At 54.9% G+C, this 25,628-nt stretch carries 32 protein-coding genes; 5 read left to right on the plus strand and 27 right to left on the minus strand.

What is annotated here, in order from left to right:
* Window positions 1-62: 62 nt before the first annotated feature.
* The 17 genes from rplF to rpsJ form a co-directional block, all read right to left on the minus strand.
* Window positions 63-605, minus strand: coding sequence for a 50S ribosomal protein L6 (gene rplF / locus VN12_RS19325; protein ID WP_146678347.1), 543 nt, complete (start codon window positions 603-605; stop codon window positions 63-65).
* Between the two features lie 110 nt (window positions 606-715).
* Entirely contained in the window at window positions 716-1,111 is a 396-nt protein-coding gene (gene rpsH, locus VN12_RS19330; protein ID WP_146678348.1) for a 30S ribosomal protein S8, read from the minus strand.
* Between the two features lie 20 nt (window positions 1,112-1,131).
* Window positions 1,132-1,317, minus strand: coding sequence for a type Z 30S ribosomal protein S14 (locus VN12_RS19335; protein ID WP_146678349.1), 186 nt, complete (start codon window positions 1,315-1,317; stop codon window positions 1,132-1,134).
* A 97-nt stretch (window positions 1,318-1,414) separates the two neighbouring features.
* Window positions 1,415-1,978: a 50S ribosomal protein L5 gene (gene rplE, locus VN12_RS19340; protein ID WP_146678350.1), complete on the minus strand. Its 564-nt coding sequence runs from the start codon at window positions 1,976-1,978 to the stop codon at window positions 1,415-1,417.
* A gap of 50 nt (window positions 1,979-2,028) precedes the next feature.
* Window positions 2,029-2,379, minus strand: a complete 351-nt coding sequence (rplX, locus tag VN12_RS19345) for a 50S ribosomal protein L24 (RefSeq protein ID WP_146678351.1) — start codon at window positions 2,377-2,379, stop codon at window positions 2,029-2,031.
* A complete protein-coding gene (rplN, locus tag VN12_RS19350; RefSeq protein WP_146678352.1) occupies window positions 2,380-2,748 on the minus strand; it encodes a 50S ribosomal protein L14 in 369 nt (122 codons plus the stop codon).
* Window positions 2,749-2,815: 67 nt separating this feature from the next.
* Window positions 2,816-3,088, minus strand: a complete 273-nt coding sequence (rpsQ, locus tag VN12_RS19355) for a 30S ribosomal protein S17 (protein WP_146678353.1) — start codon at window positions 3,086-3,088, stop codon at window positions 2,816-2,818.
* Window positions 3,089-3,148: 60 nt separating this feature from the next.
* Window positions 3,149-3,346, minus strand: coding sequence for a 50S ribosomal protein L29 (gene rpmC / locus VN12_RS19360; protein ID WP_168164505.1), 198 nt, complete (start codon window positions 3,344-3,346; stop codon window positions 3,149-3,151).
* A gap of 116 nt (window positions 3,347-3,462) precedes the next feature.
* Entirely contained in the window at window positions 3,463-3,879 is a 417-nt protein-coding gene (gene rplP / locus VN12_RS19365) for a 50S ribosomal protein L16 (protein WP_146678355.1), read from the minus strand.
* A complete protein-coding gene (rpsC, locus tag VN12_RS19370) occupies window positions 3,818-4,531 on the minus strand; it encodes a 30S ribosomal protein S3 (RefSeq protein ID WP_146678356.1) in 714 nt (237 codons plus the stop codon). The genes rplP and rpsC overlap by 62 nt, the downstream gene beginning before the upstream one ends.
* 10 nt (window positions 4,532-4,541) lie before the next feature.
* Window positions 4,542-4,898: a 50S ribosomal protein L22 gene (gene rplV / locus VN12_RS19375; protein ID WP_146678357.1), complete on the minus strand. Its 357-nt coding sequence runs from the start codon at window positions 4,896-4,898 to the stop codon at window positions 4,542-4,544.
* A 25-nt stretch (window positions 4,899-4,923) separates the two neighbouring features.
* Window positions 4,924-5,196, minus strand: coding sequence for a 30S ribosomal protein S19 (gene rpsS, locus VN12_RS19380; RefSeq protein WP_146678358.1), 273 nt, complete (start codon window positions 5,194-5,196; stop codon window positions 4,924-4,926).
* 23 nt (window positions 5,197-5,219) lie between these two features.
* The gene (rplB, locus tag VN12_RS19385) at window positions 5,220-6,077 is read right to left on the minus strand and encodes a 50S ribosomal protein L2 (protein ID WP_146678359.1); all 858 of its coding nucleotides are present in this window, start codon (window positions 6,075-6,077) and stop codon (window positions 5,220-5,222) included.
* Between the two features lie 17 nt (window positions 6,078-6,094).
* Window positions 6,095-6,406, minus strand: coding sequence for a 50S ribosomal protein L23 (rplW, locus tag VN12_RS19390; protein ID WP_146678360.1), 312 nt, complete (start codon window positions 6,404-6,406; stop codon window positions 6,095-6,097).
* 116 nt (window positions 6,407-6,522) lie between these two features.
* Entirely contained in the window at window positions 6,523-7,152 is a 630-nt protein-coding gene (gene rplD, locus VN12_RS19395; protein ID WP_146678361.1) for a 50S ribosomal protein L4, read from the minus strand.
* Window positions 7,153-7,259: 107 nt separating this feature from the next.
* Complete coding sequence (gene rplC / locus VN12_RS19400; protein WP_146678362.1) at window positions 7,260-7,946, minus strand: 50S ribosomal protein L3; 687 nt, start codon at window positions 7,944-7,946, stop codon at window positions 7,260-7,262.
* Between the two features lie 157 nt (window positions 7,947-8,103).
* Window positions 8,104-8,427, minus strand: coding sequence for a 30S ribosomal protein S10 (gene rpsJ / locus VN12_RS19405; RefSeq protein ID WP_146678363.1), 324 nt, complete (start codon window positions 8,425-8,427; stop codon window positions 8,104-8,106).
* 260 nt (window positions 8,428-8,687) lie between these two features.
* Here rpsJ and cysD point away from each other — a divergent pair, with 260 nt between their 5' ends.
* Both cysD and cysN read left to right on the plus strand, forming a co-directional pair.
* The gene (cysD, locus tag VN12_RS19410; protein WP_146678364.1) at window positions 8,688-9,599 is read left to right on the plus strand and encodes a sulfate adenylyltransferase subunit CysD; all 912 of its coding nucleotides are present in this window, start codon (window positions 8,688-8,690) and stop codon (window positions 9,597-9,599) included.
* Window positions 9,600-9,604: 5 nt separating this feature from the next.
* Entirely contained in the window at window positions 9,605-11,533 is a 1,929-nt protein-coding gene (gene cysN / locus VN12_RS19415) for a sulfate adenylyltransferase subunit CysN (protein ID WP_146678365.1), read from the plus strand.
* 84 nt (window positions 11,534-11,617) lie between these two features.
* Here cysN and VN12_RS19420 read toward each other — a convergent pair whose 3' ends face one another.
* From VN12_RS19420 to VN12_RS19430, 3 genes are all read right to left on the minus strand, one after another.
* Window positions 11,618-12,877, minus strand: coding sequence for a DUF2254 domain-containing protein (locus VN12_RS19420; RefSeq protein ID WP_146678366.1), 1,260 nt, complete (start codon window positions 12,875-12,877; stop codon window positions 11,618-11,620).
* A 73-nt stretch (window positions 12,878-12,950) separates the two neighbouring features.
* Entirely contained in the window at window positions 12,951-13,727 is a 777-nt protein-coding gene (locus tag VN12_RS19425; protein WP_146678367.1) for a pseudouridine synthase, read from the minus strand.
* Window positions 13,728-13,730: 3 nt separating this feature from the next.
* Window positions 13,731-14,207: a transcriptional regulator gene (locus VN12_RS19430; RefSeq protein ID WP_146678368.1), complete on the minus strand. Its 477-nt coding sequence runs from the start codon at window positions 14,205-14,207 to the stop codon at window positions 13,731-13,733.
* Window positions 14,208-14,452: 245 nt separating this feature from the next.
* On the opposite strand from VN12_RS19430, the gene araD reads away from it, so the two are divergent.
* The gene (gene araD / locus VN12_RS19435) at window positions 14,453-16,189 is read left to right on the plus strand and encodes an L-arabinonate dehydratase (RefSeq protein ID WP_146678369.1); all 1,737 of its coding nucleotides are present in this window, start codon (window positions 14,453-14,455) and stop codon (window positions 16,187-16,189) included.
* Between the two features lie 5 nt (window positions 16,190-16,194).
* On the opposite strand, the gene VN12_RS19440 is transcribed toward araD, so the two are convergent.
* The 7 genes from VN12_RS19440 to VN12_RS19470 form a co-directional block, all read right to left on the minus strand.
* Window positions 16,195-16,701 carry a hypothetical protein gene (locus VN12_RS19440; RefSeq protein ID WP_146678370.1) on the minus strand — a complete coding sequence of 169 codons (507 nt, stop codon included), beginning with the start codon at window positions 16,699-16,701 and terminating at the stop codon, window positions 16,195-16,197.
* Between the two features lie 191 nt (window positions 16,702-16,892).
* Entirely contained in the window at window positions 16,893-17,789 is an 897-nt protein-coding gene (locus tag VN12_RS19445; protein ID WP_146678371.1) for a LamG domain-containing protein, read from the minus strand.
* Window positions 17,790-17,801: 12 nt separating this feature from the next.
* A complete protein-coding gene (locus VN12_RS19450; protein ID WP_240491198.1) occupies window positions 17,802-19,124 on the minus strand; it encodes a DUF1501 domain-containing protein in 1,323 nt (440 codons plus the stop codon).
* A gap of 13 nt (window positions 19,125-19,137) precedes the next feature.
* A complete protein-coding gene (locus VN12_RS19455) occupies window positions 19,138-21,360 on the minus strand; it encodes a DUF1549 and DUF1553 domain-containing protein (RefSeq protein ID WP_146678373.1) in 2,223 nt (740 codons plus the stop codon).
* Window positions 21,361-21,494: 134 nt separating this feature from the next.
* Window positions 21,495-22,325 carry a c-type cytochrome gene (locus tag VN12_RS19460; RefSeq protein WP_146678374.1) on the minus strand — a complete coding sequence of 277 codons (831 nt, stop codon included), beginning with the start codon at window positions 22,323-22,325 and terminating at the stop codon, window positions 21,495-21,497.
* A 40-nt stretch (window positions 22,326-22,365) separates the two neighbouring features.
* On the minus strand, window positions 22,366-22,611 hold the full coding sequence (locus VN12_RS19465; protein ID WP_146678375.1) for an anti-sigma factor family protein: 246 nt from the start codon (window positions 22,609-22,611) through the stop codon (window positions 22,366-22,368).
* A gap of 74 nt (window positions 22,612-22,685) precedes the next feature.
* The gene (locus VN12_RS19470) at window positions 22,686-23,309 is read right to left on the minus strand and encodes an RNA polymerase sigma factor (protein WP_168164506.1); all 624 of its coding nucleotides are present in this window, start codon (window positions 23,307-23,309) and stop codon (window positions 22,686-22,688) included.
* Between the two features lie 209 nt (window positions 23,310-23,518).
* Between VN12_RS19470 and VN12_RS19475 the strand changes: the two genes are divergently transcribed.
* Both VN12_RS19475 and VN12_RS19480 read left to right on the plus strand, forming a co-directional pair.
* Window positions 23,519-24,097 carry a rhodanese-like domain-containing protein gene (locus tag VN12_RS19475; protein ID WP_146678377.1) on the plus strand — a complete coding sequence of 193 codons (579 nt, stop codon included), beginning with the start codon at window positions 23,519-23,521 and terminating at the stop codon, window positions 24,095-24,097.
* 94 nt (window positions 24,098-24,191) lie between these two features.
* Entirely contained in the window at window positions 24,192-25,595 is a 1,404-nt protein-coding gene (locus tag VN12_RS19480) for an MBL fold metallo-hydrolase (protein ID WP_146678378.1), read from the plus strand.
* Window positions 25,596-25,628 lie beyond the last annotated feature (33 nt).

Here is a 25,628-nt window from a genome sequence, read left to right on the forward strand (position 1 = left end):
CCCCGAGCCGCACCTTTGGGAACCAGAAACCTCTCGCCCCCGTCCAAACTCTAAGTGTACGACTAGGTCGCACTCTTACCAGGCTTAATCTTGACTTGCTCTCCGACATAACGAACCCCTTTGCCCTTGTAAGGCTCAGGTTTGCGAAGGGCTCGAACGTAGGCTGCGAACTGACCGACAGCTTGCTTGTCGCAACCCTTGACCGTCACGTGCGTTTGGTCCGGGCATGTCACTTCCAAGTTTTCAGGAATCGGGATTTGCAATTCGTTGGCGAAACCAACCCGAAGCTGCAGAATCTTTCCTTTGATGGCGGCGAGATAACCAACCCCGATGATCTCAAGCTTCTTCTCGTAACCGTTCTTCACACCCACGACCATGTTATTGATCAGAGCGCGGGTCAACCCATGGAACGCTCGCGAGTCGCGATTGTCGTTGGCTCGGTTTACGGTGAGCGTCTTTCCGTCTTCGGAAACCGACACCGATATGTTTTCTTGATGGGTAAACGAGAGCTTGCCCTTCGGACCCTCCACGTTCACCGTCTGTCCATCCACAGATACCTTGACGCCATCCAAGACAGCGATGGGCGACTTTCCAATTCTCGACATCTTTAATTACCTTCGGAATGTATGGTGCAGCTTTGGCTCACCAGTCTTCCTGTTGCGTTAGAGAATCCATCGACGATCACCTCGACCGTCAACTTCTTTGTTTCAATCCACTAGCAAACTTCAGCCAAGACTTCGCCGCCCAATTTCTGCTGGCGAGCTTCCCGATCGCTGATCACACCTCGCGATGTGCTAACAATGGAGATACCCATGCCGTTCAAAACCGGCTTGAGCTCACCGCACTTGGCGTAAACGCGTCGGCCTGGCTTGCTCACACGTCGGACGGTTTGAATGATCTTCTCACCATTCGGTCCATACTTGAGTTCAATTCGGAGAATCTTGGCAGGCTCTCCTTCTACTTCGGCGTAATCCCAAATGTAGCCTTCTCGCTTCAGAACGTCCGCAATTCCCTTGCGAAGACGAGAGAGAGGCACATCGACGAAACGGCGTTCAATGCGAACAGCGTTTCGAATTCGGGTCAACATATCCGAGATTGGGTCATTGATCATATTCTATAGCTCCCCGCTTCTTACCAACTCGACTTGCGTACACCTGGGATCAAACCTTTGTCAGCAAGCTGACGGAAACAAATTCGGCAAATGCCAAACTTGCGATACACAGCGCGAGGCCGACCGCACAACTTGCAACGGTTCTCGCGACGGGTGGAGAATTTTGGCTCTCGACTGGCTTTTGCAATCTTGCTTTTGCTTGCCACGGGTAGTTTATCCGGTTAGTACTAGGAAAACGGGTGGTTAGGGTTACTGCGTTCGAGTCGAGACTACCCAAATCGACGCATACTTTCGACTGTTAAACTAGGCTGTCTTCTTTACCTTGGGAGCCCGGAAAGGCATCCCGAACATCTCCAACAACCGACGCGCTTGGTCGTCTGTGGACGCGGAAGTAACGATGGCAATATTCATGCCCTGTGCCTTCGCGAACTTGTCCCCGGTCAACTCCGGAAACACCAACCACTCGGAAAGTCCCATGGAGTAATTGCCGTTGCCGTCGAAGGCGGTTCGGCTCACTCCTCGGAAGTCACGCACCCGAGGCAAAACAATGCTGATCAGTCGATCCAAGAACTCGTACATGCGGTCCCGTCGCAACGTTACTTTGCAACCGATCGCAACGCCTTCTCGCAATCGAAATCCTGCGATCGATTGCCGGGCTATCGTCAGGACCGGCTTTTGACCTGCGATCTCCGTCATCGCGTCGGCAGCCAGTTCCAAGAACTTCTTGTCTTGCATCGCCTCTCCAACCCCCATGTTGATGGAGATCTTCTCAATGCGAGGGATCGACAAAACGTTCTTGATGCCCAACTCCTTGCCGAGTTCGGACTGAATCGTTTGGAAGTACAGTTCTTGAAGTCGCGGTGCCATGTTTCTAACGAGCCAAAGGGCTCTTATCTTCTAAGGACCTACCGAATGAATTAAGACTTTTGTGCGTGCGATGCACGCGCCGGAGCGATAACACTAATCGTCGCCCCACTCTTCTTGCTGTATCGCTCTTTGGTGCCATCGGGAAGGAACCGAACACCGATCCGTGTCGGCTTTCCGGTTTGCGGACAAACCAAAGCGACTTTCGAAACATCGACAGGCGCTTCCTTCGACAACCGACCACCCTGTGGATTCCGTTGCGATCGTTTTACGTGCTTGAAAATCTTGTTGAGATTCTCGACGACGACCTTGTTCTCCGTTCGGTCGACTTTGATAACGCGACCCTTTTGACCTTTGTCACTACCGGAGAGCATGACGACGATGTCGTTTACCTTGATCAACATTTAAACTACCTCGCTCGCCAACGAAACAATCTTTGTGAAACTCTTCTCGCGAAGCTCCCGTGCGACTGCACCGAAGATCCGCGTCCCGCGGGGGTTATTGTCCTTGTCGACCAACACGACCGCGTTGGTGTCGAATCGGACATAGCTGCCGTCAGCGCGACGCGAAGGTTGCGACACTCGCACGATCACGCCCCGAACCACAGCCTTCTTCTTGATTTCGCTGCCCGGAATAACACTCTTCACGGAGCAGATGATGACATCGCCCAAGCTCGCGTAGCGGCGACGGGTACCGCCCAACACTTTGATGCACATCACCTCGCGTGCACCGGTGTTGTCGGCAACCACCAATCGTGTTTCTTGTTGAATCATTTTCGACTATCCCGAACTTCTGTCCGTTTGATTTCTGATGAATGCTAAGCCCCGAACCCAGGTCGCCTTACGCGTCGTTCGCAACGCTCTCAACCGACTTGCTCTTCTCGACGACGCGAATCAAATTCCATCGCTTGAGCTTCGACAAAGGTCTCGATTCTTCGATTTCAACCTTGTCCCCTACTCGCGACTCGTTGTTCTCGTCGTGAGCATGGCAAACAGTCTTTTTACGGATGATCTTCGAATAGCGTGGGTGTCGCACCAATCGCTCAATCTCAACCCGACGGGTCTTCGCTGTCTTATCGCTGGTTACTACACCGATCAAAATTCGACGTGGCATAATCTGTTAACGTTTGTTAATAACTGTTTCGGAAGGGACTATGGTCAAGGCTCGTGCTCACTAAGCCTTTTTATTTGCCCGCTCGGTTTGAATCGTTCGGACCCGAGCGATCAACCGACGGTTGTGTCGCATCTGGGTCGGGACATCGACTCGTTCCGTCTGCGATTGCAAACGAAGCTTGAACATCGTTTCCGCAGCATCAACTGCTGTCAGCTCCAACTGTTCGTCGCTCATTTCTCGTAGTTCTGACGCTTTCATGATCTCAATCTTCTTCGCAAATCTTATGTGGAACCAAGTCCCCGCCGACTTTTCTCCGGCTCGACTGGATTCCGGATTGAATGTCGCCAGGACGAACCGAACGACTTGCCACCACCCTATGCAGGGCGGCGTCGAACCATCCGGACAGGTACCGGCATCTTAGCCGCCAATCTCGCGAAACAAACCTTCGCTTGCTGCTCGGAAACACCGCTCAGCTCATAAAGGATCGTCCCAGGCTTGACCACAGCCACCCAGTACTCCGGCTCCCCTTTACCCTTACCCATCCGGGTTTCCAAAGGCTTGGAGGAAACTGGCTTATCTGGAAATACTCGAATGTAGAGTCGACCTTCGCCACGAACGTATTGATTACCGGCGATACGGCCCGCTTCGATTGTCTGTGCTCGGATCCAACCGCCTTGTAGGCACTGGAGACCGAAGTCACCGAAGACAACCTTGTTACCGCGGGTCGCGTTACCTTTTATACGTCCTCTTTGGCTTTTTCGGTGCTTGACCCGTTTGGGCATCAGCGCCATCGTTAGCTTCTCCCGCGTAAGAACCTTGATTTACCCATACCTGAATACCGATATTTCCTTGCGGAGTAGCGGCTTCAGCAAACCCATAACTAATCTTCGCTTGAATCGTGCTCAAAGGCAGTGCGCCAGCGTTGCCCTTTTCGCAACGAGCCATTTCCGCCCCACCGAGCCGACCCGACATCTGAATCTTGATCCCGAGTGCACCGGAATCCATCGCTGTTTCAATGGCTCGCTTCATGGTCCGACGGAAGCTCGCTCGCTTCATCAATTGCTTCGCAATATCCTCTGCGATCAACTGTGCTTGAATCTCGGGTCGGTAAACCTCTTCTACTTTGAGGTTCACTCGGCGACCGATCAGATTCTGAAGCTCTTCTTGAAGGATCTCGATTTCGGTCCCCTTCTTACCAATGATCAAACCTGGCTTGGCCACGAAAACCATCAACCGGACTTCGTCGCGGGTGCGTTCGATCTCAATCCGATCGATGCCCGCTTCTCGGTAGGCTGGCTTGGTTGGATGATTCTTGATGAACTTACGAATCTTCTGGTCTTCGACCAACAGCTCCGCAAACTCTTTCTTGCTTGCATACCAGCGGCTCTTCCAGCCCATCACGATCCCGGTACGGAAGCCGATTGGATTTACTTTTTGTCCCATGTTCCGTTTCCTACAGCTCTTCAAGTCGTTTGAGTTCTACCGAAATGTGGGCCGATCGCTTTAGGATCGTGAACGCTTGTCCTCGCGAGCGAGGCTGGAAGCGTTTGAACATCGGTCCGCCGTCGATGCGGGCATCGACCACCACCAACTCTTCCGCGGAGAACGATCGACCGCCGTTTTGCTCGGTGTCTTGTGCATTCCCGACAGCGCTCTTGATCACCTTCTCCAACATCCTCGCACCGCGATGGGGTTGGAACTGAAGGAGCTCCAGCGCTTCGTCCGCAAACTTGCCACGTACCAAGTTTGCCAGAGGTCGGACCTTTCTGGCACTGATGCGTGCGTATCGATGAACGGCTCGAAAAGCCATGATGATTCCCTATTTCAAAACGTCGTTACTTCTTGCCGCCCTTGCCACCGTGTCCGCGGAAAGTCCGCGTCGGGGCAAACTCGCCCAGCTTGTGACCGACCATGTCTTCGGTCACGAACACTTTGATGTGGGCCTTGCCGTTGTGTACCATAAAGGTCGTCCCAACAAATTCTGGAACGATCGTGCAGCGACGCGCCCAAGTGGTGATAGGCTGGCTATCACCCTTTTCACGGAGCTTCGCAAACTTCGCAAACAGCTTGGGGTCTACGAAAGGCCCCTTTTTTGTCGAACGTCCCATACGTCAGAACTCTTCCCTACAAACTATTTAAGTTTCAATTGACCGTAACGAACCGACTTGCGGCGACGAATGATCGCCGTGTTGCTTGGCTTGCGCGGTCGACGTGTCGATCCACCCTTCGCCAACTTGCCCGTCGGGCTCACTGGGTGGCGTCCACCCTTCGTTCGTCCTTCACCACCACCGTGCGGGTGATCGTGCGGGTTCATCGCAGTACCGCGAACGTGAGGCCTCCAGCCCTTCCAACGATTTCGTCCCGCTTTACCGATCCGAATCGCATCGTGCTCGCTGTTTCCAATCTTTCCGATGACCGCTCGACATTGCCCCGGTACACGGCGAACTTCGCCACTTGGCAACTGCAACTGAGCCCATCCGGACTCTCGAGCCATCAGAACAGCTGACGTCCCCGCGGATCGACACAAAGCCGCACCGCGTCCAGGAGTCATCTCCACACAGCAAACTTCCGTTCCCGGTGGAATGTTTCGCATCGGCAAGCAATTCCCGACCGTCGGCGGTGCATCGGCACCGTTGAGCAAGGTCTGGCCTGCCTTCAACCCATCCGGAGCGACCACATATGCCTTCTCACCATCCGCGTAATGAAGCAACGCGATGCGAGCCGAGCGATTCGGGTCGTACTGGATCGAATGGACCTTGGCAGCAACCCCGTCTTTGATGCGACGGAAGTCGATGACCCGGTACATTTGTTTGTGCCCACCACCACGGTGTCGCGCGGTGATGAATCCTTGATTGTTTCGTCCGCCGTGTCGCTTCAATCGCTTGAGCAAGGACTTCTCAGGCTTCGCGCCTGGTGTCAACTCTGCGAAATCGCTAACAGACGAATTGCGTCGTCCTGGCGATGTTGGTCGGTATACTCGAATTCCCATGGTATCTCAGTCGTCTCCTAGAAGAAGTCGATCTTGTGTTCGTTACTCAACTTGACGATCGCTTTCTTCCAAGCCTTCGTCACACCTGCCTTGGCTCGGTACCGCCGGGTCTTGCCAGCGCGATTTTGCGTCGCAACGGCTACTACCTTGACGTTAAAAAGCTCTTCAATCGCTTCTTTGATCTCAGTCTTGTCCGCCAACGGATTCACTTCGAATGCGTAACGGTTTTGACGGGTCGCTTTGTGCACTCCCTTTTCGGTCACCAAAGGTCGAATGACGATCTGGTGAGCGGTCAAGGTCATACTGGTTTTCGGTGGCTGCTTTGCCATTTTCTCTCTCGCCTAAACGAGTCCGCTTTTCTTGCTGTTAATTCGCCCGACCACCCGAGGGCTCGTCACGGCGTCATCTATTTGTCGTCGTCCCAACCTAGCATTCAGGCCAAAAACTAGGCGGTTGCCCGAGTCTTCAACCAATCCAACGCTTCACGCGTCACAACCAACTTGCGAGGACGCAAAACAACCAATGCGTTCAAATCCGAGACAGGGCTAATGGTGCAACCCTGAATGTTTCGGCCGCTCAAGTAAACGTTTCGGTCCAGAGAACCAACTGCTAGCGTCTTGGTCTGACCTTCCAGCCCCAACGCCTTGAACGCACCCGCCAACACCTTGGTCTTTGGTGCATCCATCTTCAATTGGTCCACAACCACAACAGAGCCCGCACTGATCTTCGCAGCGATGGCCATTCGCGTGGCAGCCTGAACGGCCTTGCGAGGCAATCGGTAGTAATACGATCGAGGCTGACGAGCATTCGCATGCCCACCACCACGTCGCACTGGCGTTCGCCTAGCACCAGCACGGGCATTACCCGTACCCTTTTGCTTGTAAAGCTTTTTGGTCGACCCGGCGACTTCGCCGCGAGTCTTCGTCTTGTTGCTACCCTGACGTTGGTTCGCCAAATACATCACGACGACGTCGTGCAGCAACTGCTTGCTAATCTTCGGAGCAATGGAAGCCGGATCGATTTCATAATCGCCGACTTTGTTGCCCGAGAGGTCGTATACAGGAAGTGTTGTCATTTCTTATTTGCCTTAATTCCGACAGCTCAGCACTGTTTTCGAATCGTGTTTTCGAATTCTGCGTTCGAATTACTCTATTCGAGTCGCCCAGTTCAGCCTCACAGCCCTTAACCGAGCATATTGGTCTCACGAACAATCACAAAACCACCCGTCGGGCCAGGAACAGCACCGCGGACCAGAAGAAGGTTGTTTTCGGCATCTACCCGCACAACCTTGAGATTTCGCATCGTCACACGGTCCACACCGTAATGACCCGCTCCCTTGCGACCCTTGCGAACACGACCGGGATAAGTCCCCGCGCCCGTACCCCCTGGATGGCGGTGCACCTTCTTCACACCGTGGGTTGCCCGCTGACCGGAATAATTATGCCGCTTCATCCAACCCGAGAATCCGTAACCCTTGCTGGTGCCGGTTACGTCGACAGCCAGCACGCCGTCCAACACAGAAACCTTGATCTCGGAACCCACTTCCGCAGCCGGTGCACCACGAAACTCTTTGATGAATCGCTTTGGCTCGCACTCAGGCTTGGTTGCCGGTGCACCACCCGCCGCCTTGAGCTTCGCCGATCGCTTGCTCGAGATTGCAGCGACATGCCCACGCACCGAACGGGACGCCAAACGGCGAGGCTTGTCCGCGAAACCCAACTGAATCGCTTCATACCCATCACGATCTACGGTCTTGACTTGCAAGACGTGGCAAGGCCCAGCCTCGATCACCGTCACCGGGACCGCACGGCCATCTTGTTCATAAATTTGCGTCATACCGACCTTGCGGCCGAGAATACCTTTGCTCATCGTCTTTTTCCGTAAATCGTTTGCTTGCTGGGACTCACCATTGCAGTCGGTCGACCGGGGTCAGCTCAAAACAGATTGCAGCCGCCCATTTGGTGGTTACCCCTCAAGCTTCCGTTCATTGTGGAATACCTGATGGATACGTTTTCAAAACCGCGAACTATCGCGACGTTGCCTTAATCTTGATGTCTACCCCTGCAGGCAAACTCAGCTTGTTCAGAGCCTCAATGGTCTTGGCGGTTGCCTGCTTGATATCGATCAATCGCTTGTGAGTTCTGATCTCGAACTGCTGACGAGCCTTTTTATCGATATTTGGGCCGGAAAGAACGGTATAACGCTCAATCCTGGTTGGCAACGGAATGGGTCCATGCACCTCGGAGTGCGTTCGCTTTGCGGTGTCTACGATTTCCAGAGCACTTTGATCCAACACCGCATGGTCGTAAGCCTCCATTCGGATTCGAATAACTTCATGCGTTCCGGACACTCTACTCACCGTTTTCAGAAAAACACCGAAAATGCTGGCATTGGAATACGAGCCAGCGGCCCAAACCCCACGTCGCTCGCGGGAGGGGAAAAGATAGGGAGGGGTGGAAAAGTCGTCAATCGCAAAACGATTTTTTTAGTCGGTCAAGTCCGAACCTTTTTGGGCCGAATGGTCGCGATCCTCCTTCTCGGGTTGACGCTGGCCCCAAAATTTCGACACTCCACCGTTACAGATCGCCTAAACCGAACTCCGAGGATGGAATGAACTCCTATCACCTGACTCACCTCAAGCAACTCGAGGCCGAAAGCGTCCATATCATTCGCGAAGTTGCCGCGGAATTCAAAAACCCCGTCATGCTCTACTCGGTCGGAAAAGATTCCGCCGTCATGACCCACTTGGCCCTCAAAGCGTTTTACCCGGACAAACCTCCATTTCCCTTTCTCCATGTCGATACGACTTGGAAATTCAAGGAAATGATCGCTTTTCGAGACAGCTACGTGAAAAACGAGCTGGGGATCGAACTTCTTGTCCATATCAACCAAGAAGGTCTCAAACTGGGGATCAACCCGTTCGAGAACAGCGAAAAGCATACGGAGGTCATGAAGACCGATTCGCTGAAGGCCGCTCTCAATAAGTACGGCTTCGACGCCGCCTTTGGAGGTGCCCGACGCGACGAAGAAAAATCCCGCGCCAAAGAGCGGGTTTTCTCCTTCCGAGATAAATTCCACCGCTGGGACCCCAAAAACCAACGCCCCGAACTCTGGAACCTCTACAACGCGAAGGTCAACCCGGGCGAGAGCATTCGGGTCTTTCCTCTCTCCAATTGGACCGAGCTCGACATCTGGCAATATATCTACATGGAGAACATCCCTCTCCCGGACCTCTATATGGCCAAACCTCGCAAAGTGGTGAACCGAAACGGGATCTGGATCCACGTCAACGACGAACGCATGCAACTGCTACCCGGCGAAGTCGTCGAAGAACGAATGGTCCGGTTCCGAACCCTCGGATGCTACCCCCTCACCGGAGGGGTCGAATCGGACGCGACAACATTGCCCCAAGTCATCCAGGAAATGCTTCTGACCAAAACCTCGGAGCGGCAAGGTCGCGTGATCGACAAAGATGGCGGCGGAGCCGGCATGGAACTCAAAAAGATTCAAGGGTACTTCTAAACAATATGTCGCACCAAAGTGATTTGATCGCCAAGGATATCCTGGCCTACCTCGAGCAGCACGAACGCAAAGAGCTGCTCCGCTTCATCACCTGCGGAAGCGTCGACGACGGAAAGAGCACCCTGATCGGACGCTTGCTCTACGACAGCAAGATGCTTTATGAGGACCAGATCGCCCAACTTGAGACCGAGAGCAAAGTACACGGAACGACCGGCGGTGGCTTCGACCCCGCTCTCGTGACCGATGGCTTGCGCGCCGAACGGGAGCAAGGAATCACGATCGACGTGGCCTATCGCTACTTTTCGACCGCCAAACGGAAGTTCATCATCGCCGATACCCCCGGCCATGAGCAGTACACCCGTAACATGGCAACCGGTGCCTCGACCGCCGATCTCGCGATCATCCTGATCGACGCGCGACATGGAGTCCTCACTCAGACGAAGCGACACAGTTTTATCGTTTCTCTCCTGGGTATTCGCCACGTCGTGGTGACCATCAACAAGATGGACTTGATGGGATACAGCCAAGAGACTTTTGAAAAGATCTGCAGCGACTACCGAGACTTCGCTTCTCGACTCGATTTGCCCGACTTGCACTTCATCCCGATCGCCGCGCTCCACGGCGAAAACTTGGTCGATCCCAGCCCCAATATGAGCTGGTATCGAGGCAGCACCCTCATGAACTTCCTGGAAACGGTCTACATCGGATCCGATCGCAACCTCGAAGACTTCCGACTCCCCATCCAAATCGTCAACCGCCCCAACCTGGACTTCCGGGGATTCTGCGGTACTCTCGCCTCGGGCATCATTCGCAAAGGGGACGAGATCATGGTCCTCCCCTCCAAACGAACGAGCAAGGTGAAGCGGATTGTTACATTCGATGGTGACCTCGAGGAAGCCTTTGCGCCCCAATCTATCACTGTCGTGCTCGAAGATGAAATCGATTGCTCACGCGGGGACATGATCGTCCGTCCGGGTAACATTCCCAAGGTCTCCAACAGCTTCGATGCCACCATCGTTTGGATGGCCGCCGAACCCATGGTCCCAGGCAAGACGTATTTGTTCAAGCAAACGTCGCAAACCGTCACCGGACAGATCGATTCCCTCAAGTATCGAGTCGACGTCAATACCCTCCACCGAACACCCGCTCCCGACCTGCAACTCAACGAGATCGGTCGATGCGCCGTCACGTTGAGCCAGCCGATTTACTTCGATGCCTATCGACGCAATCGCGCCACAGGCTCCTTCATCATCATCGATCGAATCACCAATGCGACCGTCGGCGCTGGCATGATCTCCGATCGAGATTCCGCCAAACAAACGCTGGCCGCTTGGGAAACCTCCGATGAAAACCAGTCCGCCACCAACGGCGAAGTTTCCCAAGTTCGCGATGAGGAACGTGTCGCTCGATTCGGACAAAAGCCAGCGACTCTCCTCTTCACGGGCCTACCCTGCTCCGGCAAAACCACCATCGCTCTCGCCCTCGAACGCTCCCTGTTCGAAAACGGTCGAGCTGTCGCCGTGCTCGACGGTGAACGCATGCGACGCGGAGTGAACAAGGACCTTGGATACTCAGTCGAAGAGCGAAGTGAAAACCTTCGACGCTCCGCACACATCGCCAAGCTCTTCAACGAACACGGACTTCTTTGCCTGGCCGCCTTCGTCGCCCCAAGCCAATCGGTTCGCGATCGAGTCTCCGACGTGGTTGGCAAGGATCGATTCTTCGTCATCCACTGCACGGCGGATGAAACGGTCCGAGCGCAACGATTCGCTTCGCTGAAATCAGAAGCAGCCCAATCGCTTGAACAAGGTGCCGCATCGGAATACGAAGTTCCCGAAACTCCTGACTTGGTACTGAACACCAGCCAACAATCGCTCTCCGAATGCGTGGAAGCGGTTATCGCGCTGCTCCAACAAAAGCAGATCATCCGCTAATCGGACGAGACGCTGCCACGATCGAGGCCGCCGTGCTGTACAAGCTCCAACCGAAAGGGGCTTGGCAGCTACGATGCAAAATGGCTATCCCGCGTTGGCAAATCGGCCTGCGCTCTTCACGGCTTCCAAGTCATCGGAAAGTTCCATCGCCTTTTCCGCCCGCGCGATCGATTTCCTTGCATGACTCAGAGGAATCTGCTTCGATTCTGCCTCGCAGACAACCGCCAAAGATTCCAGACCCTTTTGCAGCCGTAGAACGACTTCAACTGCCCGGGCACCGTCCCGTGCAATCATGGTGAATGCGTCGTCGAACAGGTCATCTAGTTTCAGTGAAGGTACCGCGACTCGATCGAATTCAACCCCCTCGGCCTGCTCGTAATCAACGGGCTCACACCAAAAAGCAAGCAGTCGTACCAATGCGCCGATCACGGCAATCGCAGATCCCGAATCGTTGATACCAGGTGACAATGCGCGGCTAGCGATCTCCGATAGCACGACCAATCCGAATCGCGGATCTTGATCAAATACCCGATCACGACCGACGACAAATGCCGCCGTAATCCCACGCTTCACATCTTCCAACTGGTCGGGAGAAACGCGAACGTATGCCAAGGGTCGGCCCGGAGTGGCAAAGGTCCCTGGCAACGCTCCGACATGGATATGCAATTCATACTTCTCTGCGATCGACTGCAGTGCAGCCATCTTCACTTGCTGGACATAACCGATCTCCTCTCCATAAATCGCTTCAGATGGCCCATCAGGCTCGGCCCATTTCGCTCCTCCCAACCTTGGAGACTTGCGACGTCTCTTCATCGCTCGAGCTGTTGCCGATTCCACTTTATCGATCGTCGCATTCAACCTCCCAAGACGCGCGATTCGATCCACCCACCATAAAAAGGTGAGAATGACGACTCCAAACACGATAAACGTCAGCGACACCAGCGCAAAACGCCCGCCTCGATCGTAGTACCCATTCTCCAACGCAAAGAGGGCGACAATGCTGAACAAGAATGCCCCGATAAATGCTGTTAGCGCGTTCTGGGAAACATCGTCGGCGATGATGAGTGGAAACGCGCGAGGCGTCGCAGAACTACCTACGGAGGCGTAGGCGGAAACCATCGACCCGACGGCGAATATTGCCATCACCAACATGCTCGATGCGATCACCTGCAAAAGAGTTCTAACGGACTCAACGGAAATCTCTGGTGCCACGGACGCCAGCCCCCATGCATCAGCAGACTTAGCGAAAAAGATCGCGGCGAGTGAAACTCCACTGATCGCCGCAGGCTTGATCCAAAGACGCTCTCTGAATCGATGGTACAGAAAAGAAAACCAATCACTCATGCGCTACGCATTTCCCAATCTCAAGAGGAATCGGACGCGGGAACGGACCAGTCTCCCATTCTCCTAGCAACGGTCATGAAACGGACAACGCTCGCAAGGCTTCAATCGCTCGATCAAACTCCGAACCTCTCCCCGCAGCAACGGTCAACATCTCATCCGTGTAAGGATGACGTAGGTCAATCCGCACGGCGGTCAACAGCATTCGATACACGCCTGTCATTTGGTGCATCATTTGGTTATGGCGATGGTCGCCATGACGATGATCGCCGATGACGGGATTGGCAACATGATTGAGATGTCGGCGAATCTGATGCCATCGCCCTGTAATGGGCTTGATCTCTAGCAACGAATAGCGGCTGGAGGGAAAGCCGTTCGACTCCCAAGGCACCTCAAAACGTTGCAGAGACTGGAACTCCGTGCAAGCTTCTTGAAGAGGATTCCCCTCCGTACTACCAGGATCCCACTCCTCGCCAAATTTGTCCTGCAACGGACGATCCACCACAAAGGTATCGTCGGTGAAACCTCGCACGAGAGCTTGGTAGTATTTGGCAATATGGCGATCGGTGAATCGCTGTACCAGTTTCGCGGCAGCTTCGCTGTGAAGCCCGAATAGAACGATTCCCGCCGTAGGACGATCCAATCGGTGGACCGGATATACGAATTTCCCGATCTGATCTCTCAACGCTTGCAGCAGCACAGGTTCGTGCGGCAAAGTCAACTTGCTGCGGTGAACGATCAACCCAGCAGGCTTGAACACAGCGAGGATGTGCTCGTCCTGGTAGAGGACATGCAGAGGACGCGAGAGGGTCTCGCCGATGAAGTCATCCGTTTCTTGCAAGGCGAGCGACACCGTCTACTTCTTTTTCTTCTTCTGCGCTTTCTCAGCCTGCGCTACGAGTGCGTCGCGATCGGTGATTTCCAAGTCGCGCGCTAAACAAGCGAGGGTCCACGCCTTTTTCTTACCGTACGTATTCCATGCGAAACTCACTTTTCGACGCTTCCCGTCGGAGTCGGTCCACATCGCACAGTAGCCGAACGACTCTGCATTCTTCCAACGCGGGTCCACGTTGCGGACCAAGTGAACCCCAACCTTGCCGCTCGTGTTGCGAGATGACTTCAGATTCTTTGAGGTCTGGATCGGAGGAGCGATGGCAACCCACTCTTCATACCGCTTCTTCGCAGCAGCGAGCGCCTTGGCCTTTCCACCATAGGCGCGATCATTGAAGAACTCCTGCTGCCGTTCGCCGGCGCGTGTCAACCGCACCATCCAACCGCGGGTTGTCACACCTTCGTACTCAATCCGCGTTATCCCTTTGATCGACTTTGCCATGTTGTGCGCTGCTCAAAAAATTAGATAAAACACCTGCGTGCACCCAAGATACTCCAAGCGAAAGGCCGTTGCTAGCTATCGACAGAATTGGTGGAAACTTTCTTTTCCAGCCCCGACACCTTGTCGTTCAGCACCTCGCCCCCCAAGAGGGGGGGCTTCTGCCGGTGGAGGGAGTGGATAGAACAAGAAGGCGATTCCTGGTATCACTATGGTGTCAAGTTCCCCATAAGCAACAGGAAACCTAGATGTCAGGCCAGCCCTCCCCCTCCCAACCGAGTCCCCCCCTTCGGTCCGCTCGTTGGTTTGCGAAAGATGACTTGCGAAGCTTCGGACACCGCTCCCGGCTGAAGGGAATGGGATACGACGATGCGGATTTCATGGACAGGCCGGTGGTAGCCCTCCTCAATACCTGGAGCGACTTGAATACCTGCCATTCCCACTTCAAGACCCGGGCAGAAGAAATCAAGCGTGGCATCCTCCAAGCCGGTGGGTTTCCCGTCGAAGTCCCCGTCGTGAGCTTGGGGGAGATGCTGATGAAACCCACCACGATGCTCTACCGAAACCTGCTCGCGATGGAGGCCGAGGAAGTCCTGCGATGCCATCCGATCGACTCGGTTGTCCTGATGGGAGGGTGCGACAAAACCGTCCCTGCCTTGATCATGGGAGCGATCTCAGCCAACTTGCCCTTTGTCTTCTTCCCCGCTGGCCCCATGCTCAAAGCACGCTGGAAGGACCAGACCCTTGGCAGCGGAACCGACGCGTGGAAATTCTGGGCGGAACGCTGCGCAGGTAACCTCTGCGATGGCGAGTGGAAGGAGATCGAAAACTGCATCGCTCGCTCGGCGGGAACATGCATGACGATGGGGACCGCTTCCACCATGGCCTGCATCGCTGAAGCACTTGGAGTCACCCTCCCCAACGCGGGTAGCATCCCCGCCGTCCTCTCCGAACACAGCCGACTGGCCGTCGCAACAGGCCGCCGCGCCGTGGAATTAGCAACCACCCAGCTCAGACCACTCGACTTTCTATCGCGTGAGAGCTTCGTCAATGCGATGATCACGCAACTCACCTTGAGCGGTTCAACCAACGCGATCGTCCACATGATTGCCATGGCGGGACGAGCCGGCATCCAAATCACGCTCGACGATTATGATTCCATCTCCAAACGCATTCCGGTCCTCGCCGATCTTCGCCCCAGTGGCCGATTTTTGATGGAGGATTTTTACAACGCCGGCGGCTTGGCTGCATTGCTCAATCAATTGCGGGATACGCTGCACCTCGATGCCAAAACCGTCAATGGAGTGACGTTGGGAGAACAGATCGCGCCAGCCCAAGTGATCGACAACGAGGTGATTCGAGACCGCGATCGGGCCATTTGGCCTACGGGCGGAACCTATGTCCTTCGCGGTAACTTGGCACCCGATGGATGTGTGATCAAGACGGTCGCCGCCGATCCCAAGCTGCATTCTCACACTGGCCCGGCATTGGTTTTCAAGTCCTACGCCGACATGAAACTACGAATCAATGACCCAGCACTGCCGGTAACGCCCGATACCGTGCTGGTACTGCAGACGGGCGGCCCGATCGGAGCGCCAGGGTTTCCAGAATGGGGCATGCTCCCAATTCCAGACAAGATTCTGAAAATGGGGATCCGTGATATGGTTCGCATCTCCGACGCTCGCATGAGCGGAACTAGCTACGGAACTTGCGTTCTGCACGTCGCTCCCGAATCCTACATTGGTGGTCCACTGGGACTCGTGGAAGACGGCGATCTCATCTCGCTCGATGTCGAAGCCCGAACGCTGCAGCTGCTCGTCGACGATGCAACCCTAGCCAATCGGAAGGCTCGATGGAAGAAACCTGAACCGCGATGGTCGCGAGGCTACTTGAAGCTTTTCGCCGAACACACCACCCAAGCCAACTTGGGATGCGATTTCGATTTCCTCCATGGAAATACCCCCGATTTGGAGCCTGAAATCTAAGGCAACTACGCAGAAACCGGATTTCGTTCGTACGCTCCGTGCTTGCGAAGGATCTGCTGCACTTCGGAGACTCGATCGGTGCGAACGGTGACGACCACTCGTCCGCTGTCCAATTCCTGCTCATAATGCTCCGCATCTTCGACGGAGAGCCCGAAGCCCGTTAGCGCCCCGACAACCCCTCCCGCGGTCGCGCCCGTCGCCGCGCTCGCGAGGAGAGCCGCAAACGTCCCCCCGGCAATCACCGGACCGATCGCGGGGAGCATTCCCGCGACAACGGCCAATCCCCACAAAGCTCCAGCTCCTAAACCAAGGGCTGCACCGGTGGCCGCCCCCATCGCAGCTCCCTCGGTGGAATCGTCAGGCGAGACTCCATTGATGGGACGCGAAGCATCCCCACTCGGCCGTTTGGCTATGACACCAATCTGATTGTGATCAAGCCCGATCGCGAGGAGTTCATTGACCGCCGTTTGAGCTTCTGCTTGCGTGCGAAATGCACCGATTACTGTATTCATCGCAGTCTCCCGTTTCGTGAAGAGAATTCTGCTAGCACCGCGATGCAGGAAAGTCCCAATCGCCCGGTGTAGCCCTGATGACGATGGATGCAAGCAGCATGCCAAACGCTAAACAACACCCGTTTTGCTCATTCTGCGTTGCGACCGAACCGTCGTTCGGTTCCTCATCACTCAGAGTGGTGTATCGCCCTTCACGGAAGGCTGCGGATCCCCTCAGGAAGTCCAACTAGCATTTGAATCTCCTCAGCCGTCAAAGCTCGGTGGAACACGGCAAGGTCATCCATGAGACCCACATAACTGAGGCCGATCATGATGGCCGATTGCTCTTCCTGCCAAGTAAAGGTCTGCACGCGGGACGACAACTGACCCGCGAGTTTCCCATTGAGATATAGCTTCGACACGCCGGTCGGTTCACCCGTGTTGAATCCATCGAGGGTGAACGCGACATGGGTCCAATCCCCCGAATGAAAAGGGGAATCGTCGACAGTCACCAAAGGACGCTCTTCCGCGGGAATGCTTTCAAAAGGACGCCCATTCGGGTTCCAAACCTTCTTGTCCGCATAAACTCCCAATCGAAAGGGAATTCGATCCCCGCGTTTCTCAAATTCCACAAAGGCCGCAGCATCATCCCACTGCTTGGAAGTGATCTGAATGGGATCGCAGAACCCCTCGCGGAGATCGGCCTGTGGCTTGGTACGAAGCCAAAAAGAAACCGTGCACTCCCAATGGGGCTTGGGCATCGGGAGGTTCTTCGCCCCTTCGTAAAAAACAATCGGTTGGATCGCATTCTGAAAGCGAATGGCACCTCCGAACTTGCCACGCTCCGGTTCGTGAATCACGTTCCCCTCGCGCGGTAGCCCCACGGACGCAGACTCCCGTTTGCCAGAAGAGACGGCTGTTCGCAATCGCCCATCCCCTTTTGCAAAGTCTGCGTTGACATGTTTGTCAAACGATGCATGAAAGGTCAAAGCCGAACGAAGACCTGCACCCGAGCCTTCTTGCCCGATGGCGAGTGAAGAGGGCCCCGCCCCAATCGCGGCCATCCCAAGCAACGCGAACGCAACACGAAAACCGGCTCGGCACTTCATGTCGGAATTCCCTTACATCAATTCGGCGATGGGTGTTGAGTCGCTGACAAGGTGCGTTGGTCGCCCCGCAGGTGTGTAATAGATCTTATTGGGATCGATTCCCAGTTTGTGATAGACGGTCGAGACATAGTTCTCCGGTGAAAGAACTCGCTCGATTGGCGCATAGCCCTGACGATCCGTTGCACCGATGACTTGCCCACCTCGCGCCCCACCTCCTGCGAACAAGATCGACATGGCGTTGGCCCAGTGATCGCGCCCCGGCTTTGTTTGCCCTGCCAAGGTACTGATCTTCGGCGTCCGTCCGAATTCGCCCAACGCGATGACCATGGTGTTTTCCAAAAGACCGCGTTGATCCAAATCGTTGATCAGCGTGGCGACGGTTTGATCCCACGAAGGCAAACGTTTTTCCAAAGCTCCGAACAAATCGGAGTGATGATCCCATCCGCCATCGTAGATGGTCACGAAGGGAACCCCTGCTTCCACAAGTCGTCTTGCGAGCAGTGCCCGTTGTCCGAAAGCATTGCGGCCGTAGGCTTCTCGAAGGACATCTGGCTCGGAATCAACATCGAAAGCCTTTTGAGCTTCCGGAGTCTGGACCAATTCGTAGCCCTGCTCGTAATTGTCGTCGTAGGAAGATACCGGATCGATCGCAGCTCCGACTTCGAAGCGCGGCATGCGATCCACGAGCTTGCGCAGGTCCCTGCGAGCCGCAAAGCGGTCTTCCGCGAGACCACCCGGAAGCTCGACATCTCGCACTCGGAAGTTCTTGCTGTTGGGATCGTTCCCTACGATGAACGGTGCGTATTTTGCTCCAAGAAAATTCGGTCCTCCCGATCGAGACATCGAGGGCATCGTGAAGTACGCGGGTAATCCGTGAGGGGCGCTTCGCTCGTATGCTGCCACCGAACCGAGACTGGGGTGAAAACTGACGAAAGCCCCGCAACCAACCGGAATGCGGGGGGGAGCACCTGTCATCATATAGTGATTGCCGGCGCCATGGTTTCCTTGGTTATGGCACACGGACCGAATGATCGCGTATTTGTCCGCCATCGAAGCGAGCTTGGGCATGTGCTCGCAGATTTGGATTCCAGGCACATTGGTTGAGATCGGTCGGAAATCCCCCCGGATCTCCGACGGAGCGTCGGGCTTTGGATCAAACGTTTCAAAGTGTGTGGGGCCGCCATCCATCCAAATCAAGATGCAATTGCATTGCTTGGTTGGAGCCCCAGCTTTGGACGTGTCGGATGCCGTCGCGTTACGCAGCGCGAGGAGATCCAAAAAGCTACCGCCCGCTAACCCCGCCAGCCCCAATTGCAAATAGGTTCGTCGCTTCATGGTCATCATCCTCTTAATCGATAAATAGAAATTCGGGCGAGTTGATCATCGACCAAACAACATCCTCTACCCAGCGTTTTGCGTCGGGTAGATCCTTCCGAATGCTGAGCAGCGTCTCCGTTTCCTGCGGATTCGGCAATCGTGCGTACAACTGCAAATAGATCTTTCGAAGGGCGATCTCGGGCGAAGACTCCTTAGCCCACGCGGCGCAGTTCCCGTCGGCCGAAGTCAATCTTTCCTGAATTTGACTCGAGTTCATCAGGTGAAGCGATTGGGACATCGTCGTGTCACCAATGCGTTCACAGGGAGGATCTTGGTTCGGGTCGGGACGGCTAAACGCATCCAGGAAATCCGAATTGATCCGGAATGTCCATAGCTGCACGGCCCGCGTTCCATGCGGCATTCCCGAAAAGGAAGTGGGCACCCCCGTGGCATCCGAAACGGCATCCGCTAACACTTCGGCTCGCATCCGCCTGCGAACGTGCTTCGAAAAATTGCGTTGATCGAACGCGTTGCTTTCATTAGGAATCGAGGAAAGTCCATAGATGTGGCTCGTGAAGATCGCCTTCAAAAGCTTTTTGGTATCGAATCCAACCGCTTTGTAGTGTTCCGCGAGCGCCTCCAAAAGGGGAGCATTGCTGGGAGGGTTCGTGGCCCGGAAATCATCGACCGGATCGACAATTCCCATCCCCATGACTTCCCCCCAAACTCGGTTCGCAGCCGCCTTCGCAAAGTAAGGATTGTCCGGTGAAACGAGCCAATCGGCCAAAGCAATACGAGGGTCATCGTCTTCGGACAGGGTGACGGGGTCTTTCAAAAGGGGCTTCGGTGCAAGGACTTGTTGGGTGAGCGGATGGCGAACCTCCCCCTTGGATTTCACAAAAAAGATTTCTTCCCCTCCCGATATGGGGGGCGAGAGCCCCACTCCCTTGTGCCCGATCTTGGAAAAGAACGAAGCAAGGCCGTAGAAGTCCGATTGACCGTAAACTTCAAACGGATGCTGGTGGCATTTCGCGCATTCCAACCGAACACCGATAAAGAGCTGACTGACCACGCTGGTGATCTCATCGGGCTCGCGCCGATCGCGGAAAAAGGTCGTGGCGCCGTTTTTCCAAGTGCTCCCTTGGGCTGTAAGCAATTCGCGTACAAACCGATCGTGGGACCAATTCTGCCGAAACGCTTCTCGCAACCACAAGTCCAGACTATAGGTGGCTTTGATACCCACTCGATAGGGATTCGGACGCAACAAGTCGGCCCATTTGTTAGCCCAAAAGTCGGCATACTCCGGCTGGTCTAGAACGCGATCGATCCAACGAAGCTTCTTGTCTGGACTCGCATCCGTAAGAAACTCTTCCACTTCTGCAGGTGTCGGGACCCGTCCAATGGCATCCAGATAGATACGGCGAAGCCAAGTCGTATCCGAGGCGGGCTCGCTAGGGAGCATGTCCAAGATTTGGAGCTTTTGATAGACGAGATCGTCGATGAAGTTTTGTCGTGGGAGATTGTCGAAGGCCGCGTCTGGGATCGACTTGGCCTTGAGCACCGCGGTGTTCCAAGTCGTGATCTGCCCCATGAAGCGAGCCATAATCGTGGCTTCTCCGACATGCTCACCAGCCTTCAATTTCCCTTCCTTGATTTGCATGATCCCGGAGTCGCTCGATTGAAAGGCGGCAACGTGGGTTACATCTTTGACCGTGCCATCCGAGTAAGTCGCCTCGACATGCAAATCGATTTCTTGTTTGGGAGACAAGGTTGTGGGATCAGGCTGGATTCTCAAGGACGCGAGGGTGGGATCCTCGGGAGTCGCACGCTGCATTCCGGTCTGAATCCAACTGACGATCGTTTGGAAATCGGCATCGTTTGGCTGGATCCGAATTCCGCCCCCGTGCGGTTCTTTCCCCGTCGCTTTGGTGAGCAGCAAACTCTCCGATGGGACCGCCGCGTGAATCCGACGACCGCGAGCGTTCTTGACTACGGAGTCGAAATCCATGTTGGAGTCGAAGCCGAACAGGGAGAGAGCAAACCCGTTTTGACCGCGCGATTTGCCATGGCACGGTCCGGAGTTGCAGCCCCGAGCGGTCAAGATGGGCTGGATATCCAGTTCGAATTTTGGAACGTAACCCGCATGAGGATCGGCTGCAATCGAAATAGAAATCGAGTAGGCCCATGCAATAACCAGGGCGAGCCAAGTCATCGCGAGGACAAGCATCTTTCGAGCGAAGAAGGGGACAGGCATAGGAGGGGTTGTCAGAAAGACAGGGGGGGTGGGTGGGGGGGAACCTGGAAGCGGTTCTCCCTCAGTATACACTGTTCCGCGTCTGGGTGCCCAGACTATTCCGATTGGCCAAAAACGGAGGGTCGTATGGCACGCTACGGCTTTTCGCCGTTGTAAACGCCTGTTTCCGCAGCGGGGGGTAGGTGGGCGGAGAGTTCGAAACGGGGTCGCTCGTGGCTGTTGACGAAGACCGCTATGTCGATCGCTTCCTTTTCCGTAAGTGTGGCATCGTCCAATGGCATGGCGACCTTCAGCCAAGCTCCTAAGTTTTCCACTTTTGCCAAGCCGGCTCCATCGTTGTAAGAGCGTTCACCCCAAACCGGTGGGTTGTCGGTATCCCCTTTTCCATCCGCCCCGTGGCAATCGGCGCAGCGTTGGGCGTAAAGGGCGCGTCCACGCTCCAGGCTCCCGCTGTCCGGCTTGGCGGCTAAAAGCGAGACGGCTCGGGGGCCAACCGGCCTTTGAGGATTCATCCGCATCGATTCCCCCTGGGACAACCAAGTGATGTAAGACTGGATGGCGATCGAGACTTTGCTGCCCAAAGGTGGGCGGACGCCATTGCAGCTCCGCATGAAACAATTGAGGACCCGATCTTCTAAAGTGACCACGGTCTGCTCGCGAGGGGCCCAAGCAGGATACGCTGTGGCAGTTCCTAAAAAACTGCCCGCAGAAGGATGCCTACCGTTTTGAAGATGGCAGCTCGTGCAGTTCAAGTCGTTGCCGAGAAACGGCTTCGAAAGCGGATGCTCGGTTGTCTTCTCGACAATCTCTTCGCCTAACCGAACCCATGCCCCCAATTCGCCAGGAGGGAGCAACGGTTTGTTCGGCAATTTCTCCTGCGCCAGGGACGGAACAGAAAGCATACTGATCGCGATCAGCGCCCCGCGTCCTGAATAACGACTGAGCAAAACTGCGATTCGCGTCATTCGACTTCCTTTCAAACCCCATTGGGAGCAATGGACACCTTTAGCTCTTTCCAAAGGTATCGAGCCATTTCGATCGCAAGGAGGACTGCAAACGATTTTGAAATTCGGCAGGCATTTCGTACGGCACCCCCGCCTTGTACAACGCAATGGTCTGACGAATGTTGTCGACGACAACTTGGCAAGGATTGCAACCCGCCAAATGCTCGCCGAATTCTTCGCAAATCTCGGTAAGCTCCGCACCGTCGACGTATTCGTTCAATGCTTTGAGTAGTTCTTCACACGTCATAGTTTTGTCCCCCCAGATTGCCAACCCTGTGTGTTGGATCTGCGAGAGGAGAAATAGTTACAGGAAATAAAAGATTAAACGTGTTTGTGATCGGGAATCATCACCTGGGTTTCATCCCCAAAGCGACGCGTCAAAATCTCTCGCAATGCAAGCCTCGCACGAAGCAGCCGGACCTTGACCGTCGATTCGGTCAGTCCCAACGCCTCTGCAGTATCCCGGACGGAGAAGCCTTCGATGTCGCGCATCACAAATACCGTTCGATACTTGTCGTCCAAATGACGCAAGGCTGCTTGGATTTCGCGTTGGACTTCTGCATCGGCCGCAATCACATCCGCGGGACGGCTCCATGGAGCGATGTACTCGGGGTGGGGCATGTCGGAGTATCCGTCCTCCCTTCCGTTGTCGAGCGACAACGCGGCGTGTCCCTTTCTTTTTCGAATCAATTTCAAGGCAAAGTTGCTTGCGATCTTCAACGCCCAAGTCGACAGAGATGATTCCTCGCGGAAGTCGCGAAGATGTTCAATCATCGCGACGAACGTTTGCTGCGTGACATCCTCCGCATCCTGCGACTGATGAAGCATTCTGTAAGCCAACCCGTAGACACGAGGTTGCAACTCATGAATCAGCGACTGAAACGCTTGAAAGTCACCTTGCTTCGCGAGTCGCAAAAGCTCTGTGGCTTCTGGTTTTTCGCTCAATTTGTGCTCCCGAGTAGATGGATTCGTAGCAGGACGGTCTGGTTGTTCAAGGAAGTCATTACGGTAGGAAACTTCTGTTTCACGGAAAAGATTGTAACCAATTCGGGCTTGCCTGCTCTACCCTCTTCGTGCCGGTTGAACTGGCACGTTCGGACGGTTCCGTTCGTTGTTGTTCGCAACTCACTTTATTCACAAGGTTTATCAAGACGATGAAAACGATTCAAGCTAACGAACTCCATCAATTGATCCAGTCGGGCGAGACGATCGATTTGGTCGATGTCCGAACGCCTGTTGAGTTTCGCGAAGTCCACGTGTCCGTCGCCAAGAACATGCCGCTCGATCAGCTGCGAGCCCAAGAAGTGACAGCGGGGCGCAAGTCCTCCAGCGACAAACCCATCTATGTCATATGCCGCTCAGGGTCACGGGGTCAGCAGGCGTGCGCGAAGCTGGAGCAAGCGGGATTGAATGTGGTGAATGTTGAAGGGGGAACTAATGCGTGCGTGGCAGCCGGGTTGCCTGTGGTCCGCGGTAAGAAAGCAATGTCTCTCGAACGACAAGTTCGCATCGCCGCAGGATCGCTCGTCCTGACCGGGATACTGCTCAGCCGATTTGTTCATCCCTATTGGATCGGACTTTCCGGGTTTGTCGGTGCAGGCTTGATCTTCGCCGGTATCACCGATAGCTGCGCCATGGGCATGTTGATCGCCAAGATGCCCTGGAACCGCGTCGGGGCTAGCAACTCCAACTCGCCGACTAGCTGTTCAGTCAAAGCACCCGCCTCCCGATAACGATGATCCACAAACACGAACTGCGTTGCCTTCGTCCCGCTGCGAATGCGGAAACGATTTACACATCAATAGACAGAATGATCCGAGGTTCTAAATGTTGCTGAAGTATTTCTACGACAAGTCGCTTGCTCATGCCTCGTACATGATCGGATGCCAGCGATCCGGGGAAGCGATCGTGATCGATCCCGGTCGCAACATCGATCCTTACTTAGATGCCGCTGAGGCGGAAGGCCTGAAGATTACTGGAGCCGCAGAGACTCACATCCATGCTGACTTTGTTTCCGGTTCACGAGAACTTGCGGACCGCGTCGGTGCAACGCTCTTTTTATCCGATGAGGGGCCGGCCGATTGGAAGTACTTGTTTGCAGACAAGCATTCGACGAGGCTTCTCCAAGACGGCGACACGTTCTTTGTGGGGAAGGTCAAACTCGAAGTATTGCATACCCCGGGACATACTCCGGAGAGCATCTCTTTTGTTTTGACCGACGAGGGTGGTGGTGCAAATGTCCCGATGGGGATCTTTACGGGTGATTTCGTGTTCGTAGGTTCGATCGGTCGCCCAGACCTTCTCGAATCCGCAGCGGGCGTGGTGGGAAGCGCGGATGTCGGGGCGAGACAACTCTATCGTTCGATTGGAAAGTTTCGTTCACTTCCCGATCACTTGCAGGTCTGGCCCGCTCACGGAGCGGGAAGCGCCTGCGGCAAAGGACTTGGTGCGATCCCTTCTTCGACCGTCGGTTACGAAAGGCTGTTCAATCCTGCCTTGCAGTTCCACGATGAGGAATCGTTTATCGACTACATCCTAAAAGATCAACCCGAGACACCCTTCTATTTTGCCAATATGAAGCATGTGAATAAGGTGGGCCCCGAATTGATCAAGAATCTTCCGGAGTTGAAGAAACTCTCACCTCAAGAAGCCGCTGAGCTTGCTCCGGTGCATATCGTGTTCGATGTGAGACCGTCGAAGGAGTTCGCGGCTGGGCATTTGCCCGGCACGATCAATTTGCCCGAGGGAAGCTTGGTGCAGTGGGCTGGCTTTCTAGCAGACCATAGAAGCCCAGCCTACCTCATCGCGTCACCCGATCGATTGCAGTCGCTTTTGGTCGGGTTGCGGTCGATTGGAATCGATTCGGTGCGAGGATTTGCAGACGTTAACGACGTGTCGAAGTCGAATCAGATGACCGAGAAATACCTATCCGCGTCCCCGCAGGAGCTCTCGGATCGAATTCGATCCGAGGAGGTCCGAGTGCTGGATGTCCGCGCAGAAACGGAGTTCCGGGAGGGGCACATCCCCGGCGCGGAACACCGGTTCCTGGGGCGACTTCTCAAAGAGATCAAAACCATCGACCGATCGAAACCCGTGGTCGCGCAGTGCTTGGGAGGCGGACGATCTGCCATCGCTACCAGCATCCTGCAGAGAGAAGGATTTCAGGTAACCAATATGGAAGGTGGTTACCGAGCGTGGGTCGCATCGGGGTTACCCACAGCCACCGCATAGTTGCGTGCGATTGTGCCCCTTCGATCTAGGAAG

Source organism: Pirellula sp. SH-Sr6A, from assembly GCF_001610875.1.
Taxonomy (GTDB): Bacteria; Planctomycetota; Planctomycetia; order Pirellulales; family Pirellulaceae; genus JBKCUI01.